This window comes from Pseudogemmobacter humi, from assembly GCF_900609055.1.
Taxonomy (GTDB): domain Bacteria; phylum Pseudomonadota; class Alphaproteobacteria; order Rhodobacterales; family Rhodobacteraceae; genus Pseudogemmobacter; species Pseudogemmobacter humi.
In genome coordinates, this window is sequence record NZ_UXAW01000071.1 from 89,631 (window position 1) to 106,226 (window position 16,596).

Consider the following 16,596-nt stretch of genomic DNA (forward strand, 5'->3'; position numbering starts at 1 on the left):
GGCCGCCGCCCTGCGCGCTAGCCATGGGCAAAGCACCGGCGGCGCAAGGAGAATCGCGATGCCCCCCGCATGAGCCTAAGGCAAAGGCGAAACCCCGATCACCCAGGGATGCGCAAGGATCAGCCCCGCCCAGAGCGCCAGCGCCAGCACCAGCCGCCAGACCGGCGGATGCCAGCGGCGAAGGCCACGGGCGAAAGGCAGGTTCGGGCTGACAGCCGCCAGCCGCTGCCACTCCGCCGCCCCCAGGTCCCGCCGTCTGCGCTTGTCGAGAAGCCCCATCCCCGCCAGACAGAACAACGCGAAAATGCCGAACAGGATCACATGCGCCAGATCGCCGTTCACCAGAAGATGCGCCGCCGACCACAGGAACAACGCCCAGAGGAGCGGATGGCGCATGATCCCGGCAAGGCCCGGCCGCAAAGGGTCGAACCCTTCGCGCCGCCCGCCGAAGGACAAGGGATTCGGCGCGCCGAGCGCCAGCACCACCAGAGCCACCGCCAGCGGCATGATGATATTCGCCGCCCAGCGCATCCAGGGGTATTGCTCCCAGATCGTGACATAGGGCGCGCGTCCGGCAGCCACGATCACCCAGGCCAGCACCGCGAGCGACACCAGCCCGAACACCGCCGCGTAAAGCCTGGGCCCAAGCCGCGCCTGCATCGCCCGCTTCACCCCGGGCCGCGCCGGAATCCAGTGGCTGGCGAAGAAAGCCGCCAGCGCCAGCGCGAAATTCAGCCAGTCCATTCCCGCTCCTTCCGAAAGGCCGCGCCATGACCCTTCGCCTCAGCCCGGCGCAACGCCGCATCGCCTGCCAGTCGCGCCTGTTCGCGACCCTGCCCGATGAGCTGCGCGATCCGCTGCTCGATGCCGCGCGCATCACCCATCACCCGCGCGGCGCCGCGATCTTCCACCACGGCGACACCGCCCATTCCATCCATATCGTGGCCGAGGGCTGGGTGAAACTCTATCGCATCGCCCCGAACGGCACCGAGGCGGTGGTCGGCGTGATGACGCGCGGGCAAAGTTTCGGCGAGCCGATCGCGCTTCGCCGCTCGGCCTATCCGGTCTCGGCCGAGGCCTGCACCGAATGCCGGCTGATCGAGGTGCCCGCGACCGCCTTCCTCGCGCTGCTGCGGGAAAGCCCCGAGGCGGCGATCTCGGTCCTGTCGGCGACCTTCCTGCATCTGCAAGGGCTGGTGGAACAGATCGAGCAGCTGAAAGCGCGTTCCGGCGCGCAGCGGGTGGCCGAATTCCTGCTGGAGCTGTGCCCCGAAGGGACCGACAGCGCCACGGTGATCCTGCCCTATGACAAGGTGCTGATCGCGGGCCGCCTCGGGATGAAGCCCGAGAGCCTGAGCCGCGCCTTCGCCCGGCTGCGCGATCACGGCGTCAGGATCAGCCAGACCCGCGCCGCCATCGCCTCGGTCGCGCGGCTGAAGGATCTGATCCACGAGGAGCAGACCGGCCCCCTGAGCCGCGCTATCTGAGCGAGAGCGCATAGACCCCCCACAGCCCCAAAAGCCACAAGACCAGCGGCAGCATCATGGCGCCCAGCCAGCCCGGCGCGGCTTTCAGATGCAGGAAGCCGCCCAGGATCGCCCGCGCCTTGGCCGCGGCGAGCAGCAGCACGGCCGCACCGGTCCACAGGCCCCCCGTCCCCGCCAGCGCCGCGCTGGCGGTGGTCAGCGCGATCAGGATCAGCCAGGTCCGTGTGAGCGCGTCCATCCTGGTCACCGCATCAGATACAGGGGCGGCAGGATCAGCACCCAGACCAGATCCACCATATGCCAGAACATCGCGCCGGCCTGCACCGCCTCGGCCCGCGCGCGGATCGCAACCAGCGCCAGCACCGCGACCCCGGCAAGGACATGGGCGGCATGGAATCCGGTCAGAAGGTAGTAAAAAGTAAAGAACGGATGCGTCTCCATGCCGATTCCGGCGGCATAATCTTTGAAATATTCAAACAGCTTGAGCGCGAGGAACACGAGGCCCCCCAGCCCCGCCAGCATCAGCCCGCGCCGTGCCGCCCGTTTCGCCCCGCGCGCGGCCGCCCGTTCCGCCCGGGCCGCGAACAGGCCCGAGGTCACCAGAACGAAGGTATTCGCCGCCGCCAGCCTGCCGTCGAGCATGGCCTGCGCGGCCCCGAACCCCGCCGGATCGCCCACCCTCAAGACCAGCATCACGGTGATACCGGCCGCGAAGATCAGCAGTTCCGAGACGATCAGGATCCACAGGATCAGCTCGCCCGGCAGATCATCGAGCCGCATCACATCACCAGTTGCCGGTAGATTTCCGGCAAGGCGGCGGTCAGCCGGTCGGGGTCGCGGATCAGGGCGAAACCGCCCTGGCCGAAGATGCGCGGAAACCAGGTCTGGGCGTCGCGGTCGATGGTGATCCCGAACACCGCATGGCCCACGCGCCGGGCCTCACGCACCGCCATGGCGCTGTCCTCGATGCCGTGGCGGCCCTCGTAATGGTCCAGATCGTTGGGCTTGCCGTCGGTGATGACGATCATCAGCCGGCGCGACTGCGCCTCTTTCCCAAGGCCCCGGGACGCATGGCGGATCGCCGCGCCGAGCCGGGTGTAGAAGCCGGGGCGCAGCGCGTGGATGCGGGCCTCGATCTCCTGCCCCATCTTCTCGTCGAAGCTCTTGCAATCGTGGATCCAGACCCGGTCGCGGCGCAGCGACGAGAACCCCTGGATCGCGAAACGGTCGCCGCAGGCCTCTAACCCCCAGGCGAGCGCGGTCAGCGCCTCGCGCGCGATGTCGATCACCGGGCGGCCGGTGACGGCGCTTTCGGTCGAGCGCGACACGTCCAAAAGGATCGAGACCGCCAGGTCGCGCTTTTCCGGCCGGGCCTGCTGCCAGATCCGGTCCGAGCCGCGCCCGGTGGCGCGCAGATCGGCGACCGAACGCAGCGCGGCGTCGAGGTCGATCTCCTCGCCGTCGGGCTGGGCGTGGCGGATCAGCTTTGCGGGGCGCAGGGCCTCGAACTGGCGTTTCACCGCACGGATACGGCGGCGGGCGGCATCGTCGGTGATGCCGTTATACGCCGGATCGGGCGCGACCGGGGCGGCCAGCACCCGGCAATGGTCGGGCAGATAAGCGCCCGTCCGCGCCTCCCATTCGGGATAGGTGAAGGGCGCGGCGATCCGCTCACGGTCCACATCCTCGGGCGCCAGATCAAGGTGCAGTTTCAGCTTCGTCGCCGGAGCTTTGGAAAGCTGGCCGAGCACGATTTCCTCGTGGTCCTGCGCGGCTTTCTTCGCATTGTCGAGATCGTCGTCCTCGACCCGGCGGTTGAGGTTCATCATCTCGGCCCAGGACAGCATGGCCTCGAATTTGTAGAGGATGATGCTGTCCTTGCGCTCGGCCTGGTCGGTCTTCAGCCGCCGCGCCTTGCGGGCGGTGCCGTCGCCGGCCTCTTCGGGCGTGCCGGCGGTGGGCATGCTCGCCACCTCGGACCCTGCGCCTGAGGCCAGCCCGCGCAGATCGGGCCACATTGGCACCGGCAGGAAGGGCCGGTAGCCCTTGGGCGCGCGCCAGTGCGCGGGCGGGTCGGTGTAACCCGCGAGCAGCGCCGGATCGGGCTGCGCGGGGTCGCCCAAAAGGTGGCGCACCAGCGTCTCGACCTCTGCTTCGGTCCCGCGCAGACCCGGACGGCTGCGCGCCGCCAGATGCGCGGTGCAAAGCCGGGCCCAGACCGGGCGCAGACCAGGCGCGGCGGCGAGCGTCGCCCGCACCATCGCCTCACCCGCCGCGATGGCCGCCAGATCGGCGCGCAACGGATCGGCGCCGGAGACCGCGCCCGCCGCATGGGCCGAAGCGGCGGCGAGCCAGAGATAAAGCGCCTCGTTGTCCTCGCGCGCCGGGAAGACGGCAAGCTCGGCGGGCAGCCGCAGGGTCGCGCCGTCGAAACTGGCGCGGGCCAGCCGTTCGGTCTCGAAGGCCAGCCGCCGCCGCCAGGAGATGCGGTGGCGGCTGTCCTGGTCGGCCACGGGTTTCAGCTCGACATCCGCTCCGCCGCCGAGGCCGCGAAACAGCACCGCGATCCGGCCGCGCATCTCGTCGAACCCGACGGCGGCGTCGGTGTGGCGCACCGGCGGATCCATGCGCGAGGCGAGGAAATGCCAGATCTTGCCGACGCTTTCCTCGGGCTCCCAGGGGGCGATGTCGAGATGAGCCATGATGTTACCCCGCCACCGCCACCACCAGATCCGACAGGCCCTTGCGGATATCGGCATCGTCGGTCAGCGGCTCGATCATGGCGGCGCGGATCGCGCGGGTGAAATCCATCCCGCCCGCGATCAGCGTGGCGGCATAGACCACGAGGCGGGTGGAAACGCCCTCTTCCAGGTCCTGGCCCTTGAGGCCCCGCAGCTTGTTCGCCAGCCTGACCAGCAGCGCCACGCGGTCCTCGTCCAGCCCGCTTTCGCGCGCCACCACGGGGATCTCATGCTCGGGCTTCGGGAAGGTGAACTCGACCGACAGGAACCGCTGCCGGGTCGAAGGTTTCAGCGTTTTCAGGATGTTCTGATAGCCGGGGTTGTAGCTTGCCACCAGCATGAAGCCTTCGGGCGCGGCCAGTTCCTCGCCGGTGCGGTCGATCGGCAGGATGCGGCGGTCGTCGGTCAGCGGGTGCAGCACGACGGCCACGTCTTTCCGCGCCTCGACCACCTCGTCGAGATAGCAGATCGCGCCCTCGCGCACCGCGCGGGTCAGCGGGCCGTCGACCCAGACCGTCTCGCCACCTTTCAGGAGATAGCGCCCGATCAGATCGGCCGCCGACAGGTCGTCATGGCAGGCCACCGTATAAAGCGGCCGGCCGAGCCGCGCCGCCATATGGGCGACGAAACGGGTCTTGCCGCAGCCGGTGGGGCCTTTCAGCAAAAGCGGCAGGCGGTTGGCATAGGCGGCAGCAAAGATTTCGCATTCATGGCCCTGGGCCAGGTAGAAGGGGGCATCCGCCCCCTTCGTGGTGAAGGTTCCGTCCATGGTCTCACTCCGCCGCATGTTTGACGACCGGGCCGGGCTCGATCACTTCGCGGCGCGGCACCAGGAGCGCGAAGATCAGCAGGAACGCGCCCAGCACCACCGCCACCCCCGCGCCGAGGCGCATCCAGTAGAACAGCGCGATCTGGTCCTGGACCTCCATGTAATAGGTGCCGAGCACCCGTTGCAGATGGGTCTGGACGGTGCCCGCGAAGGTCAGCACGAAGGTCATGAACACCATCCCGGCCGACATCAGCCAGAAGCCCACCATGTTCAGCACCTGGTTGTAGGGATCGCGATTGCGCAGGATCGGCAGCGCATAGGTGAACAAGGCCAGGTTGAGGCAGACATAGGCGCCGTAGAAGGCAAGGTGGCCGTGCGCCGCGGTGACCTGGGTGCCATGGGTGTAGTAGTTCACCCCGTGCAGCGTGTGCAGGAAGCCCCAGACCCCGGCGCCGAAGAAGGCCAGCGTCGCGCAGCCAAGGCTCCACAACAGCGCCGCCTTGTTCGGATGGTCGCGCCGGCCCTTCCAGACCATGACGAAGGCGAAGGCCATCATGGCGAAGAACGGCACCACCTCGAAGGACGAGAAGATCGAGCCGATCCACTGCCAGTAGGAGGGCAGGCCGATCCAGTAGTAGTGGTGCCCGGTGCCGAGGATGCCCGAGAACAGCGCCGTGGCGACGATGACATAGAGCCATTTCTCGACCACCTCGCGGTCCACCCCCGTCAGCTTCAGCATCAGGAAGCCGAGGATCGAGGCCATGATCAGTTCCCAGACGCCTTCGACCCAGAGATGGACGACGTTCCACCAGTATTGCTTGTCGAGCGCCAGGTTCGACGGGTTGTAGAACGAGAACAGGAACAGGAGCGCCAGCCCCCAGAGCCCGATCAGCAGGATCGAAGAGATCACCGTCTTGCGGCCTTTGGCGACCGTCATGGTGACGTTCCACAGGAAGATCAGCGCGGCGACGACGATGCCGGCCTTTACCCAGCGGGGCTGTTCAAGGAACTCACGCCCCTCGCGGCCCAGCAGGAAATTCCCCTCGAACAGGTTGAAGAGATAGGTGACGACCACGCCCGCCGTGCCCAGCACCAGGATGGCAAGCTGGATATAAGCCGCTTTGACCGAATGGATCTCGCGCTCCGCCTCTTCCGGAATCAGGAAATAGGCGGCGCCGAAGAAGCCGGTCAGCAGCCAGACGATCAGCGAATTGGTATGCAGCATCCGGCCGACCGAGAACGGCAGGATCTCGGACAGGAAATTCGGCTGGACATAGATATAGCCGATCACCACGCCCATGGTGACCTGCACCGCGAACAGAGCAAGCGCGACGAGGATATAGGCCAGCGCGATCTTTTGTGACTGATATTTCATGATGTTTTCCCCCGTTCAGCCAGCATCGTTGGGCGGCCAGCCCTGGGTGTTGATCCGGCCCGTCCACAAGAGGAAGTCGGACAGACCCCGGACATCCTCGTCGGAAAGGTTGAACTGCGGCATCTGGCGGCGGCCTTCCACGCCCGAGGGCTGAGCATCCATCCAGCCTTTCAGCATCTCGAAAGCGGCTTCGGGATCGTCCTCGACGCCCCAGCGGGCCATGACATTGCCGACCTCGGGGGCGAAATAGGCGCCTTCCCCAAGGATCGAATGGCAGTTCACGCAGGCCTTGGCCTCCCAGACGTGCTTACCGCGGGTCACGCTGTCGGTGATCCCGGCGTGGTCGGTGGACACGTTCACGATATACCAGTGACCGTGCACGAAAAGGCCGATGAATATGAGGATGAAGAACAATGACCCGCCGTAGAAGATGTTCCGGGCCATGCTCTTTGTCAGAACTTCGCGCATGGCGAGGGTCTCCCGGAGCTGTTGGCGATACTGACGGGGTGCCCTGGCGGGGGCTTTGGCGCCTTAACGAAAGTCAAGGATAAAGCGTTTTCCCTGGGCAAGGATGGCGGGACCTTCAGCGAACGGGTCGAGGGAACGCGCCATGTCCGAGATATCTCCGCTCCGCCCGGATTCGGGCGGATCCGCCGCCTGCCTCTGCGCCCGGGGCCAGACGCCGGGGGGCGCTGCCCCGCCCGGTCCGTGGCCGGTCTGGAAGCTGGCGGTCCTGCTCTATGTCTTTGCCGCCGGTGCGGTGGCGATCAATCTCTTCATGCTGGGGCTGATGTTTCAGTCCTTCGGTCTCCCGGCGCTGTCGCCGGTCATGGCGCTGATCCTCGCGGGACCGCTCGGCCTGCCCGCCGCCTGGGCCGCCGGCCGTTGGGTCCATGGCCTGCTGCGCGAGGCGGAAGGGCCGCCCGAAGAAGGGCCGCCCGAAGGGGATTGAACGGCGAAGGCGGGCCTCACAGACCTGCCTCGCGCATCGGGACGGCCGGCTCTCCGGCCCCACGCCAGGCCATCTCCTGGCGCGGGTAAAACACCGCTGCGGATCGCCCGGACCCGCCGGAAGCACGGATCAGCCGCTTCGCCGTTTCGACAGGATGGGCGGGGGATGCCGTCCCGATGCGGAAAAATGACGCGTCAGGGCAAGCGCGCGGCCCGCCACCCCACCGGCATTTCACCATACATCATCGTAAATAATCTTGTGAAATCATACCGCTGCCGCTGTCGCCCTTACGGGATGGCGAGCCTGTGCAAAGGCCCGGCAATCCATTCGCAGCCATGCCCGGGCGGGGCAGGAAAGACCGGCGGCATGGACCTGCCATCCGGCAGGAACCCCGCGCCGCCCGTCTCAGCGCCGCATCCCGGCCAGCAGTTCCAGATCGTGGCGGGATTTGCCGGTCTCCAGGGTGATCGAGCCGTTTTCCTCGCGTTCGATGCGCAGGGTGGCGGCGGGCAGGACAAGGGTCTTGCCGTCCATACCGAGGATACCGCCGATACCGATGGCGATCATCGCCTCTTCGCCCTCGCCGGTCACGTCGCGCACCGTGCCGACCCGCTCGTTCGCCGGGCCGAAGACCGGAGCGCCGTTCAACAGTTCGCGACGGATCTCGGCGGGGTGCAGCCTGCGGGTCATCGCGCTCCCCCCTCCCCGTCCTTATCGACCTTCTCGGGCAGGCCCTTGCGCGGGGTCGAGGCAAGCTCTTCGAGCTCCTTCTCCGTCATGCTCCGGGCCATCTGTTTCGAGGCACCGCGCAGATCCTTCTTCGCGGTTTCGCCGCGTTTGGCGGAAAGTGCGGCCCCGGCGGCTTTCTGCTGGGCTTTCGACTTCGCAGGCATGGGATATCCTCCTCGTCTGACAAGGAGGAAACCCGCAGCGGCGGGCGCAGGTTCCCGCCGCCCCTGCGCCCGGGCAGGATCAGGCCGCGATCTCGCGCGGAACGATGAAATCGACCGGGCTGCCCTGGCCGAAACCCGCCTCGGCCCAGGACGGCGTGTCGAAATCGACCACCAGAGTCGCCCCGGTCGGATAGCGGGTGAACTGCGGCGAGGGCGGCGTGCGCGCCACCAGCCGGTGGGCGAATTCCGCGATGCCGGGGTTGTGGCCGATCATCATCACCACATCGGCCTGCGCATGGCGCAGAACCGCCAGCATCACATCCGGCCCCGCATGATAGAGCGTGGGCTTCAGCGCCAGAACCGGCCCCTCGGGCAGGCCGCGCGCAATACCGGACCAGGTTTCCCAGGTGCGGATCGCATCCGAACACAGCACCTCCTGCGGCACGTAATCGCGCGAGGCCAGCCACAGGCCCAGATCCAGCGCCGCGGCCTGGCCGCGCTCGTTCAGGGGGCGGTCGTGATCGGCCATGGTGGGATCGTCCCAGCTGGATTTCGCATGCCGGGTCAGGATCAGTCGTTTCATCGGTGGAACTGCCTCATGTGATAGGCGGATTGTTCCTCCATCCTTGCATAACCGGCCGAGACCGGGCAAGCGCGCCGCGTGACGCAGCCGCGGCTCAGGCAGGGCTGGCCGGCGGGGGTGTCGAGATACAGGTGACAGGCCGGCACGTCGTAGCCATCGGCCCCCAGCGCCCCGGCGGGACAGGCGGTGAGGCAAGGCGCGTCGGCACAGCTCGCGCAGGGTTTCACACCGCGCGGAATGGTGAGGTGCTGTTTCAGCGCCAGCGCTCCACGGAAACTGACCATCAGCCCCTGGCTCTCATGCACCAGAAGCCGCACCGGACTGTCCCAGGCCCGGCCCGAGCGCAGAGCCCAGGGGTAAAACGGATAGAAGGGCGGGCCGCCGAAAGGGAAAAGCGCCTTCGCCCCCAGATCGCAGGCAAGGCGCCCCAACACCCGGCGCGACCAGCGATCAACCGGATCCGGCGCCCCGTCCCATTCCGGCTGCGCAGTCAGATGCGGCCAGTAGCCGGGTTCGGCCGGGCCGATCAGCACGAGGGTCCGGGTGCCCCTGGGAAAGCCCGCCTCGCCGGGATCAGGGTTGAACCCGCCCAGCACTTCGAGGCAATGCGGCGCGAGCCGCGCGGCCAGCGCCTCCAGCGTGATGTCGGATGTCTCGCTCATACCCGCCCTCGCAAAAGGGGGGCGCCGCCCCCCGGCCCCTGCGGGTCCTCCCCCCGGGGTATTTATGTCAGGATGAAATGCATTTTCATCCTGATCCAAATACCCCCGCCGGAGGCGTCCGGCCTTTGCCGGAAGCGACCGTTTTCAGCGTTTCACGCGCGGTTTCACCCGCGGCTCGGTCGAGCGGATCTGGCTGCCGGCGCCGTGATCGGTGAACAACTCCAAAAGCGCCGCGTTCGGGATGCGGCCGTCGAGGATGGTCACCGCGCGCACGCCCTCTTCGATCGCTTTCAGCGCGGTCTCGGTCTTGGGGATCATGCCGCCCGAGATCACGCCCTCGGCGGTCATGCGGCGGATGTCGTCGGGGGAGAGCGCGGTCATCACCTCGCCCTTCTCGTCCTTGACCCCTGGCACGTCGGTCAGAAGCAGCAGCCGGTCCGCCCTCAGCGCGCCGGCGATGGCACCCGCGGCGGTGTCGCCGTTGACGTTGAAGGTCTCGTTGTCCTGCATCCCGGTCGCGACCGGGGCGACCACCGGGATGATTCCGGCGGAATAGAGGTCGCGCAGAACCTGGACGTTCATCTCGACCGGGCGGCCCACATAGCCGAGTTCGGGATCGTCGGCCTCGCAGACCATCAGATCGTCGTCCTTGCCCGAGATCCCCACCGCGCGGCCGCCGGCGTCCATGATCGCCTGGACGATGCGCTTGTTCACGAGGCCCGAGAGGATCATCTCGACCACCTCGACCGTGGCCTTGTCGGTGACGCGCTTGCCTTTGACGAATTCGGATTTGATCCCGAGTTTGGACAGCATCTCGTTGATCATCGGCCCGCCGCCGTGGACCACCACCGGATGCAGGCCCACCTGTTTCATAAGCACGATGTCGCGGGCGAATTCGGCCATCGCGCCGTCGTCGCCCATGGCGTTGCCGCCGAATTTCACCACCACCACCGCATCCTCGTAGCGCTGAAGATAGGGCAGCGCCTCGGAGAGCATCTTCGCGGTGTTCTGGGCGTCTTGCATGGTCAGGGTCTGCTGCTTCATGGGGGCCTCCGGGGATCGTCTGCCCCATAGGACGTTTGGCCCGCGCTGCCAAGCGGGGCGATCCATGTTTTGCCCTCCATGTTTTGCCCTCCATGTTTTGCCATCCAGGTTTTGACAGGCGCGGGCCCTGGCGGCTATGCCGGAACGAGAGGCGGCGAAGGAGAGGGTGTGAAGGGCAGCGACAGGGAAGGCGCGCGGCCGCGGGTGCTGACGGCGGCGAATCTCAACCGGCGCGAAGAGATCCTTCAGGCCGCCGAGCGGGTGTTGCAGCGCGAGGGTTACGCCGGGCTGACCGCGCGCAAAGTGGCGGCCGAGGCCGGGTTCTCGCTTGGCCATCTGACCTATAATTTCAGCGGTATGGACGAGATCCTGTCCGAGACCTACCGCCGCCTCTCGGGCCGGTTGCGCGAACGCTCGGATGCGGTGACCGCGGAGGACGGGGCGCCGATGGAGCGGCTGGACGCTTTCCTGCATGCGGGGTTCAGCCCGGGGTTCCTCGACCCCGGCCATCTGCGGCTTCGGATCGACTTCTGGTCGGCGGCGCTGACATCAAAGGTGATCGCCGGGACCGAACGCGGGCTTTATGCGCATTATCGCCGCGATCTGACGGCTTTGCTGGAGGCGGTGGCGGGCGAGGCGCCCGCGCGGCGCGCCCGGGTGCCGCTTCTGACCGATACGCTGATGGCGACGCTGGACGGGCTCTGGCTCGACTGGATGCGCAGGCGCGACGAGGCGGGCGTCAGGAACGGCCTGCGCGGCTGTCTGGAGCTGGTGCGGGCGCTGCTGCCCTGATCAGGCGGCGCGGCGGGGCTGGCGGCTTTCCAGCCAGCGGAAACCCAGCACGATCAGCCCGGCCAGCATCAGATAGATCGCGGCCACGAGGAACAGGGGCTCATAGGTGATCAGCGTGTCCTGGCGCACGCGGCTGGCCACCGCATAGATCTCGATCACGGTGATCGTGGCCACCAGGGGCGTCGCCTTGAGTTGCAGCACCGTCTCGCCGCCCAGTGTCGGCAGCACCGAATGGAACGCCAGCGGCAGCGAGATCCGGGCAAAGATCTTGCGCCGCGGCATGCCCATGGCGCGCGCCGCCTCGATCTGGCCGCGCGGGACAGAGGCGAAGGCGCCGCGCATCACCTCGCCCTCGTAACCCGCGTAAGACAGCGACAGCGCCAGCAAAGCATAGGGCCAGGCCTGGCGCAGGATCGGCCAGAGCTCGCTCTCGCGGATCCAGGGGATGCCGGGGAACAACGAGCCGAGGCCGTAATACAAAAGCCAGATCTGCAACAGGAGCGGCGTTCCCCGGATCACCGTGCAGAAGGCGCGCGCGGGCCGGGCCAGATACCAGGGCCCCGAGGCCTGGGCGAGGCCCAGGGGCAGCGCCAGCGAAAAGCCGATCATCACCGACAGCACCAGCAGCCAGATGGTGCGCCAGACGCCCTGGCCGATCATCGGCGCGTATTTCGGCAGCCAGGACCAGTTGCCGGTCAGCACGATCCAGGCCACCAGCCCCGCGGCCACGGCCAGCATCACGATCCGGTGGGGCATCATCAGCGCGCGCATCAGCCGCCCCCCGCCGTTCGGGGCGGATCGCCGCGCCGCGCCCAGGCCTCCAGCCGGGCGAAGCCCCAGGTGGAAAGCATCGAGATCACCAGATAGATCACCCCGGCGGCGATGAAGAAGGTGAAGAAGGCTTTCGTGGTGCCCGCCGCCTGGCGCGTCGCCAAAGTCAGTTCGTTGAAGCCGACGATGGCCAGCAGCGCCGTGTCCTTGGTGGCGATCAGCCAGAGGTTCGACAGACCGGGCAGCGCAAGGCCCAGCATGGTCGGGATGGTGATGCGCCGCGCGATCTTGCCCGCGGGCATGCCCATGGCGCGGGCGGCCTCGATCTGGCCCGAAGGCACCGCGAGGATGGCGCCGCGCAGAACCTCGGTCGCATAGGCGCCCTGCACCACGCCGAGGACAAGCACCCCCGCCGTCACGCCGGAAATCTGGATCCGGCCGTAGCCCGAGGCCAGCATCAGCTTGTTCACCAGATCGGTGAGGCCGAAATACAGAAGCAGGATCAGGATCAGTTCGGGCAGCGCCCGCACCACGGTGGTGTAGACCGCAAGGCAATCGCGCAGGACCGGCCCGCCGTAGATCTTGCCGTAAGCGCCCGCCAGCCCGATCGCCAGCCCCAGCCCGAAGGCCCCGACCGCGATGCGGATCGAGGCCCAGAGGCCGACAAGCAGCGTGCCCCCCCATCCGGGAGGGCTGAGAGCCAGCAGGCCGAGCGTGTCCATCCTCTCTAGCGCCCGCGGCGGCGATCACTCGCCATAGATCGACGAGGTGAAATATTTCGAGGTGATCTCGTCATAGCTGCCGTCGGCGCGGACATCGGCGATCGCCTTGTTGAACGCCTCTTTCAGCGCCTCGTCGCCCTTGCGCAGGCCGACGCCGACGCCCAGCCCCAGCACCGCCGGATCGTTCTCCACCGCGCCCTTGATCTCGCAGCAATCCGCGCCCTCGGCGGCGACGAAAGCATCCATCGCGGTCGAATCGGCCTGGGTGGCGTCGATCCGGCCGGCAACCAGATCCTGGTTGGCCTCATCCTGGGTCTGATAGGATTTGATCTCGGCCGCCACCCCGCCGAAATGCTTCTCGGCATAGGTCTGGTGGATGGTCGAGACCTGAACGCCGAGGATCTTGCCGGTCAGCCCCTCGGGATCGGGGGTGATCGCATCGCCTTTGGCCGCGACGATCACGGCGGGCGTATTGTAGTATTTGTCCGAGAAGTCGATCACCTTCTGGCGTTCCTCGTTGATCGACATCGAATTCATGATCGCGTCGATCTGGCCGGCCTCCAGCGCCGGGATCAGCCCGTCCCAGGCGATCGGGGTGATCTCGCATTCAAACTCGGCCGCCTTGCACAAAGCCCACATCAGGTCGATCTCCCAGCCGGTCCAGGTGCCCGAGGCGTCGACGCTGGCGAAAGGCGGATAGGGTTCGGGCGCCATGCCGACGCGCACCTTCTGTGCCTCGGCCGCGCCCGCGGTCAGGCCGAGCGCGAGGGCCGCGGCTGCGAAAGTGAATCTGGTCATCTGATCCTCCTGGTTGATTATGTTTTTACGGGGTCTTCTCACGAGACCGATTTGAGAAACTGCTTCAGCCGGGCCGATTGCGGGGCGCCGAACAGCCGCTCGGGCGGGCCCTCTTCCTCGATCACCCCGTTGTAAAGATAGACCACATGGTCCGAGACCTCGCGGGCGAATTTCATTTCATGCGTGACCAGCAACATGGTGCGCCCCTCGTCGGCGAGGCTGCGGATCACCGCGAGCACCTCGCCCACCAATTCGGGGTCAAGCGCCGAGGTCGGCTCGTCGAACAGCATGGCGCGCGGCTGCATGCACAGCGCGCGGGCGATGGCGGCGCGCTGCTGCTGGCCGCCGGAAAGGAACGCCGGATAGGCACTTTCCTTTTCCTTCAGCCCCACCCGGTCGAGCAGCTTGCGCGCCCGCCCGACCGCCTCGTCCTTCGGCAGCCCCAGCACATGGACCGGCACTTCGATCAGGTTCTCCAGCACGGTCTTGTGGGTCCAGAGGTTGAACGACTGAAATACCATGCCAAGGCTCTGGCGGATCCGCTCGATCTGGCGGCGGTCAGCAGGGGTGCCGTCGGGGCGGCAGCGCACCTCCTCGCCGCCGATCACGATGCGGCCCGAGGATGGGGTTTCCAGGAAATTCACGCAGCGCAGAAGCGTTGACTTGCCCGAGCCGGAGCCGCCGATCAGCGTGACCACATCGCCCTCACGCGCGGTGATCGACACGCCTTTCAGCACCTCATGCGGGCCGAAGCTCTTGCGCAAAGCCTCGACCCGGATCGCTTCGGGACGGGGGGCGGGATTGGCCTGCGCGGTGTCTTTCATCAGGGCAGGCGTCCTCGCTGGTTGTCAGTCGTTTGCCTCCCGGGCCAGCAGGAAGCGGCGGACATGCGGCAGGACCTGATCGGTCGCCTCGATGAAGATCGCATGTTTCAGCCCCGGCAGGATCACCAGTTCCGCCTGCGGCATGGCACCGGCGATAAGCGTATTGAGCCGGGGATTGCAGCCCCCGTCAAGCTCGCCGGTCAAAACCTGGGCCGGAATCGAGATTTCGTGCAGCCAGGGGCCCATTTCGGTTTCGGCATAGATATCAAACACATTCAGAAAGATATCCGCAGGCGTGTCGGTCACCTGCCGCTTGCGCCATTCGATCACATCGGGGCGGGCCGCCACGAAATCGTCGGTGAACCAGCGCGCGGTCAGCGTATCCAGCACCGGGCCGATGCCCTTTTCGCGCATCGCCGCGACCACCGCTTTCACCTTCGCGCTGTCGTCTTCGGTGCGGAAGGCGGCGGTGGACCACAGGCCCAGCGAGCGCACCCGATCCGGGTAGCGGCGCGCATAGGCCGGGCCGATCATGCCGCCGAGCGAATGGCCGGCGAAATGGGCGCGCTCCACGCCGAGCCGGGCGCGCAGGGCCTCAAGGTCATCGACCAGATCCTCCAGCCCGAAGCGCCCCCCGGGCAAGGGGCTTTCGCCATGGCCGCGCAGGTCGTAGCTGATGCAGGTGAAACGGTCCTTCAGCCCCTCGATCAGCCGCGCGAAAGTCGCACGGCGCGCGCCGATGCCGTGGATCAGGAAAAGCGCCGGTCCCTCGCCGGTGACGGTGTAAGCGCAGTCGATGGCGGCCATGGGATCATTCCTTCGGGTCGGAGCCGAGCCGCCCGCCGAAAGCCCAGTCGTGTTTTTCGACATCGGTAAAGACGATCTGGATCGCCTCGGGCGTGCCGCCGCAGCTTTCGACGAAGGCTTTGGTCAGCGCTTTGGCGCAGGCGCGCTTCTGCTCGACCGTGCGACCCTCGAACATTTCCACCCGGATCATGGGCATGTTTCGGCTCCTTGCTTTATCTTATGCAACTTTTTCGCGTTTACCGCCCAGATGCGGCATCACATCCCGGGCGAAGCGCTCCATCATCTTCAGCGTCGCCGCCTGGGGCTGGCCGAAATTCGACGAGGCGATCACCTCGTCTATCCCGAGTTCGGCATAGGCGCCAAGCCGGTCGACCATCTCGCCCGCGGTGCAGATCAGCACGTTATGGCGCAGCTCCTCCACCGTCTGGCGCCGCGGCAGCGGGCGGATCATGCCGGAATCCACGATCCCCGGCCCGCCGAACACATTGTCGAAGCTCTGGTAATAGCGGTGCGCCAGCGCGGTCATCGCCTGCGCATCGGCCTCGTCCTGTGCCAGCCAGAGCGTGCGCTGCAACGACAGCCTCTGCCCCGGCGGATGGCCCGCGCTCGCGCGGCCGCGATGGTAGGCATCGACCTGGGATTTCAGGATCTCATGGCTGGCGCCGAGCGGCGTGGTCTGGATCGCATAACCCTTCGCCGCCGCCGCCTCGATCCCCGGCGGGGCCATGATCGCCAAAGCCAGCGGGATCGGATCCTCGGGCCGCGGCATGATGGTCAGCGACGCAAAGTTGTAGCGGCTGCCCTGCCAGGACACTTCCTTACGCGAGAGCAGCGCCTCCAGCACCGCGAGGCTTTCCTCGAAGACGGGCTTCGTCTCCTCCATCGGCACGCCGATCCGCCCGGTCTCATAGCCGAAAGCCCCCTTCCCCACGCCCAGCACCAGCCGCCCGTCGCAAAGCGCCTGCGCCTGGACCACCTCGCCCGCGAAGACCCGCATGTCCCGCAGCGGCAGCTGGCAGATCGAGGTGGCGATCTCCAGCCGTTCGGTATGGGCGGCGACCTTCACCGCCATCTGCAAGGGCGAGGGCACCAGCAGGATGTTGATCAGATGATGTTCGGGCACCGAGACGCCGCGATAGCCGCAGGCCTCGGCCTGGACCGCCTGCGCGACCATCTCGCGGTAAAGCTGTTTGCCGCCGGTCTCGGCCGAGAGCAGATGACTGCTGAGAAAATGCGAGAAGTCCATTCCATCCCTCCTGCCGCTGGTTTTGCACGTTTGTGCAAAACATGAGTCCCGTCAACAGGATTCGCGCGGAGCCTTCACGAAAACTCCGATTGCGGCCCGGGACGGAAGCGGCCAGAAAGGCAGGCGACAA

The 16,596-nt window shown here is 67.1% G+C and carries 21 protein-coding genes and 1 pseudogene; 3 read left to right on the forward strand and 19 right to left on the reverse strand.

The annotated features are described in order from the left end of the window. Window positions 1-75 precede the first annotated feature (75 nt). A complete protein-coding gene (locus tag XINFAN_RS11850; protein WP_124087072.1) occupies window positions 76-744 on the reverse strand; it encodes an NnrU family protein in 669 nt (222 codons plus the stop codon). Window positions 745-770: 26 nt separating this feature from the next. Here XINFAN_RS11850 and XINFAN_RS11855 point away from each other — a divergent pair, with 26 nt between their 5' ends. Beyond that, complete coding sequence (locus XINFAN_RS11855; protein ID WP_124087073.1) at window positions 771-1,487, forward strand: Crp/Fnr family transcriptional regulator; 717 nt, start codon at window positions 771-773, stop codon at window positions 1,485-1,487. Here the strand turns inward: XINFAN_RS11855 and XINFAN_RS11860 are convergent. From XINFAN_RS11860 to XINFAN_RS11885, 6 genes are read right to left on the reverse strand one after another with little or no spacing between them, the layout of a single operon-like run. Beyond that, the gene (locus tag XINFAN_RS11860; protein WP_124087074.1) at window positions 1,480-1,725 is read right to left on the reverse strand and encodes a cytochrome C oxidase subunit IV family protein; all 246 of its coding nucleotides are present in this window, start codon (window positions 1,723-1,725) and stop codon (window positions 1,480-1,482) included. The two genes, XINFAN_RS11855 and XINFAN_RS11860, sit on opposite strands and share 8 nt — an antisense overlap. Before the next feature lie 5 nt (window positions 1,726-1,730). Then, a complete protein-coding gene (locus XINFAN_RS11865) occupies window positions 1,731-2,267 on the reverse strand; it encodes a cytochrome c oxidase subunit 3 (protein WP_124087075.1) in 537 nt (178 codons plus the stop codon). Further along, on the reverse strand, window positions 2,267-4,189 hold the full coding sequence (locus tag XINFAN_RS11870) for a nitric oxide reductase activation protein NorD (RefSeq protein ID WP_124087076.1): 1,923 nt from the start codon (window positions 4,187-4,189) through the stop codon (window positions 2,267-2,269). Before XINFAN_RS11870 ends, XINFAN_RS11865 begins: the two co-directional genes overlap by 1 nt. A 4-nt stretch (window positions 4,190-4,193) precedes the next feature. Continuing rightward, the gene (locus XINFAN_RS11875) at window positions 4,194-4,997 is read right to left on the reverse strand and encodes a CbbQ/NirQ/NorQ/GpvN family protein (RefSeq protein ID WP_124087077.1); all 804 of its coding nucleotides are present in this window, start codon (window positions 4,995-4,997) and stop codon (window positions 4,194-4,196) included. 4 nt (window positions 4,998-5,001) lie between these two features. Continuing rightward, window positions 5,002-6,372 carry a cbb3-type cytochrome c oxidase subunit I gene (locus XINFAN_RS11880; RefSeq protein WP_124087078.1) on the reverse strand — a complete coding sequence of 457 codons (1,371 nt, stop codon included), beginning with the start codon at window positions 6,370-6,372 and terminating at the stop codon, window positions 5,002-5,004. 15 nt (window positions 6,373-6,387) lie between these two features. Next, on the reverse strand, window positions 6,388-6,840 hold the full coding sequence (locus XINFAN_RS11885; RefSeq protein WP_124087079.1) for a c-type cytochrome: 453 nt from the start codon (window positions 6,838-6,840) through the stop codon (window positions 6,388-6,390). A 142-nt stretch (window positions 6,841-6,982) separates the two neighbouring features. Between XINFAN_RS11885 and XINFAN_RS11890 the strand changes: the two genes are divergently transcribed. Then, window positions 6,983-7,324, forward strand: coding sequence for a hypothetical protein (locus XINFAN_RS11890; RefSeq protein WP_354002134.1), 342 nt, complete (start codon window positions 6,983-6,985; stop codon window positions 7,322-7,324). A 405-nt stretch (window positions 7,325-7,729) separates the two neighbouring features. On the opposite strand, the gene XINFAN_RS11895 is transcribed toward XINFAN_RS11890, so the two are convergent. The 5 genes from XINFAN_RS11895 to argB all read right to left on the reverse strand — a co-directional run bounded on the left by XINFAN_RS11895 (window position 7,730) and on the right by argB (window position 10,485). Next, on the reverse strand, window positions 7,730-8,014 hold the full coding sequence (locus tag XINFAN_RS11895) for a PRC-barrel domain-containing protein (RefSeq protein WP_124087080.1): 285 nt from the start codon (window positions 8,012-8,014) through the stop codon (window positions 7,730-7,732). After that, the gene (locus tag XINFAN_RS11900) at window positions 8,011-8,217 is read right to left on the reverse strand and encodes a DUF3008 family protein (protein WP_124087081.1); all 207 of its coding nucleotides are present in this window, start codon (window positions 8,215-8,217) and stop codon (window positions 8,011-8,013) included. The genes XINFAN_RS11895 and XINFAN_RS11900 overlap by 4 nt, the downstream gene beginning before the upstream one ends. A gap of 79 nt (window positions 8,218-8,296) precedes the next feature. Further along, window positions 8,297-8,800 (reverse strand): SixA phosphatase family protein, encoded by a 504-nt coding sequence (locus XINFAN_RS11905; protein WP_124087082.1) that lies wholly within the window; start codon window positions 8,798-8,800, stop codon window positions 8,297-8,299. Beyond that, entirely contained in the window at window positions 8,797-9,462 is a 666-nt protein-coding gene (locus XINFAN_RS11910) for a ferredoxin (protein ID WP_124087083.1), read from the reverse strand. Before XINFAN_RS11910 ends, XINFAN_RS11905 begins: the two co-directional genes overlap by 4 nt. A 144-nt stretch (window positions 9,463-9,606) precedes the next feature. Continuing rightward, complete coding sequence (gene argB / locus XINFAN_RS11915; RefSeq protein WP_124087114.1) at window positions 9,607-10,485, reverse strand: acetylglutamate kinase; 879 nt, start codon at window positions 10,483-10,485, stop codon at window positions 9,607-9,609. A gap of 189 nt (window positions 10,486-10,674) precedes the next feature. Between argB and XINFAN_RS11920 the strand changes: the two genes are divergently transcribed. Further along, a complete protein-coding gene (locus XINFAN_RS11920; protein ID WP_160144604.1) occupies window positions 10,675-11,298 on the forward strand; it encodes a TetR/AcrR family transcriptional regulator in 624 nt (207 codons plus the stop codon). Here XINFAN_RS11920 and XINFAN_RS11925 read toward each other — a convergent pair whose 3' ends face one another. The 7 genes and pseudogenes from XINFAN_RS11925 to XINFAN_RS11955 form a co-directional block, all read right to left on the reverse strand. Further along, entirely contained in the window at window positions 11,299-12,069 is a 771-nt protein-coding gene (locus XINFAN_RS11925; protein ID WP_124087085.1) for an ABC transporter permease, read from the reverse strand. After that, complete coding sequence (locus XINFAN_RS11930; protein ID WP_124087086.1) at window positions 12,069-12,791, reverse strand: ABC transporter permease; 723 nt, start codon at window positions 12,789-12,791, stop codon at window positions 12,069-12,071. Before XINFAN_RS11930 ends, XINFAN_RS11925 begins: the two co-directional genes overlap by 1 nt. A 24-nt stretch (window positions 12,792-12,815) precedes the next feature. Next, window positions 12,816-13,589, reverse strand: coding sequence for a transporter substrate-binding domain-containing protein (locus XINFAN_RS11935; protein ID WP_124087087.1), 774 nt, complete (start codon window positions 13,587-13,589; stop codon window positions 12,816-12,818). 38 nt (window positions 13,590-13,627) lie between these two features. Continuing rightward, window positions 13,628-14,413, reverse strand: a complete 786-nt coding sequence (locus XINFAN_RS11940; RefSeq protein WP_124087088.1) for an ABC transporter ATP-binding protein — start codon at window positions 14,411-14,413, stop codon at window positions 13,628-13,630. A 24-nt stretch (window positions 14,414-14,437) separates the two neighbouring features. Continuing rightward, window positions 14,438-15,220 carry an alpha/beta fold hydrolase gene (locus tag XINFAN_RS11945; protein ID WP_124087089.1) on the reverse strand — a complete coding sequence of 261 codons (783 nt, stop codon included), beginning with the start codon at window positions 15,218-15,220 and terminating at the stop codon, window positions 14,438-14,440. A 4-nt stretch (window positions 15,221-15,224) separates the two neighbouring features. Further along, window positions 15,225-15,419: pseudogene (locus XINFAN_RS11950) on the reverse strand (4-oxalocrotonate tautomerase); the annotation flags it as partial. Window positions 15,420-15,437: 18 nt separating this feature from the next. After that, window positions 15,438-16,466: an LLM class flavin-dependent oxidoreductase gene (locus XINFAN_RS11955; protein WP_124087091.1), complete on the reverse strand. Its 1,029-nt coding sequence runs from the start codon at window positions 16,464-16,466 to the stop codon at window positions 15,438-15,440. Between the last annotated feature and the right edge of the window lie 130 nt (window positions 16,467-16,596).

Excerpts from the sequence above, each read along its gene's own strand:
- XINFAN_RS11850 (WP_124087072.1), bottom strand. The coding sequence starts at position 744 with ATGGACTGGCTGAATTTCGCGCTGGCGCTGGCGGCTTTCTTCGCCAGC.
- XINFAN_RS11855 (WP_124087073.1), top strand. The coding sequence starts at position 771 with ATGACCCTTCGCCTCAGCCCGGCGCAACGCCGCATCGCCTGCCAGTCG.
- XINFAN_RS11860 (WP_124087074.1), bottom strand. The coding sequence starts at position 1,725 with ATGGACGCGCTCACACGGACCTGGCTGATCCTGATCGCGCTGACCACC.
- XINFAN_RS11865 (WP_124087075.1), bottom strand. The coding sequence starts at position 2,267 with ATGCGGCTCGATGATCTGCCGGGCGAGCTGATCCTGTGGATCCTGATC.
- XINFAN_RS11870 (WP_124087076.1), bottom strand. The coding sequence starts at position 4,189 with ATGGCTCATCTCGACATCGCCCCCTGGGAGCCCGAGGAAAGCGTCGGC.
- XINFAN_RS11875 (WP_124087077.1), bottom strand. The coding sequence starts at position 4,997 with ATGGACGGAACCTTCACCACGAAGGGGGCGGATGCCCCCTTCTACCTG.
- XINFAN_RS11880 (WP_124087078.1), bottom strand. The coding sequence starts at position 6,372 with ATGAAATATCAGTCACAAAAGATCGCGCTGGCCTATATCCTCGTCGCG.
- XINFAN_RS11885 (WP_124087079.1), bottom strand. The coding sequence starts at position 6,840 with ATGCGCGAAGTTCTGACAAAGAGCATGGCCCGGAACATCTTCTACGGC.
- XINFAN_RS11890 (WP_354002134.1), top strand. The coding sequence starts at position 6,983 with ATGTCCGAGATATCTCCGCTCCGCCCGGATTCGGGCGGATCCGCCGCC.
- XINFAN_RS11895 (WP_124087080.1), bottom strand. The coding sequence starts at position 8,014 with ATGACCCGCAGGCTGCACCCCGCCGAGATCCGTCGCGAACTGTTGAAC.
- XINFAN_RS11900 (WP_124087081.1), bottom strand. The coding sequence starts at position 8,217 with ATGCCTGCGAAGTCGAAAGCCCAGCAGAAAGCCGCCGGGGCCGCACTT.
- XINFAN_RS11905 (WP_124087082.1), bottom strand. The coding sequence starts at position 8,800 with ATGAAACGACTGATCCTGACCCGGCATGCGAAATCCAGCTGGGACGAT.
- XINFAN_RS11910 (WP_124087083.1), bottom strand. The coding sequence starts at position 9,462 with ATGAGCGAGACATCCGACATCACGCTGGAGGCGCTGGCCGCGCGGCTC.
- argB (WP_124087114.1), bottom strand. The coding sequence starts at position 10,485 with ATGCAAGACGCCCAGAACACCGCGAAGATGCTCTCCGAGGCGCTGCCC.
- XINFAN_RS11925 (WP_124087085.1), bottom strand. The coding sequence starts at position 12,069 with ATGCGCGCGCTGATGATGCCCCACCGGATCGTGATGCTGGCCGTGGCC.
- XINFAN_RS11930 (WP_124087086.1), bottom strand. The coding sequence starts at position 12,791 with ATGGACACGCTCGGCCTGCTGGCTCTCAGCCCTCCCGGATGGGGGGGC.
- XINFAN_RS11935 (WP_124087087.1), bottom strand. The coding sequence starts at position 13,589 with ATGACCAGATTCACTTTCGCAGCCGCGGCCCTCGCGCTCGGCCTGACC.
- XINFAN_RS11940 (WP_124087088.1), bottom strand. The coding sequence starts at position 14,413 with ATGAAAGACACCGCGCAGGCCAATCCCGCCCCCCGTCCCGAAGCGATC.
- XINFAN_RS11945 (WP_124087089.1), bottom strand. The coding sequence starts at position 15,220 with ATGGCCGCCATCGACTGCGCTTACACCGTCACCGGCGAGGGACCGGCG.
- XINFAN_RS11955 (WP_124087091.1), bottom strand. The coding sequence starts at position 16,466 with ATGGACTTCTCGCATTTTCTCAGCAGTCATCTGCTCTCGGCCGAGACC.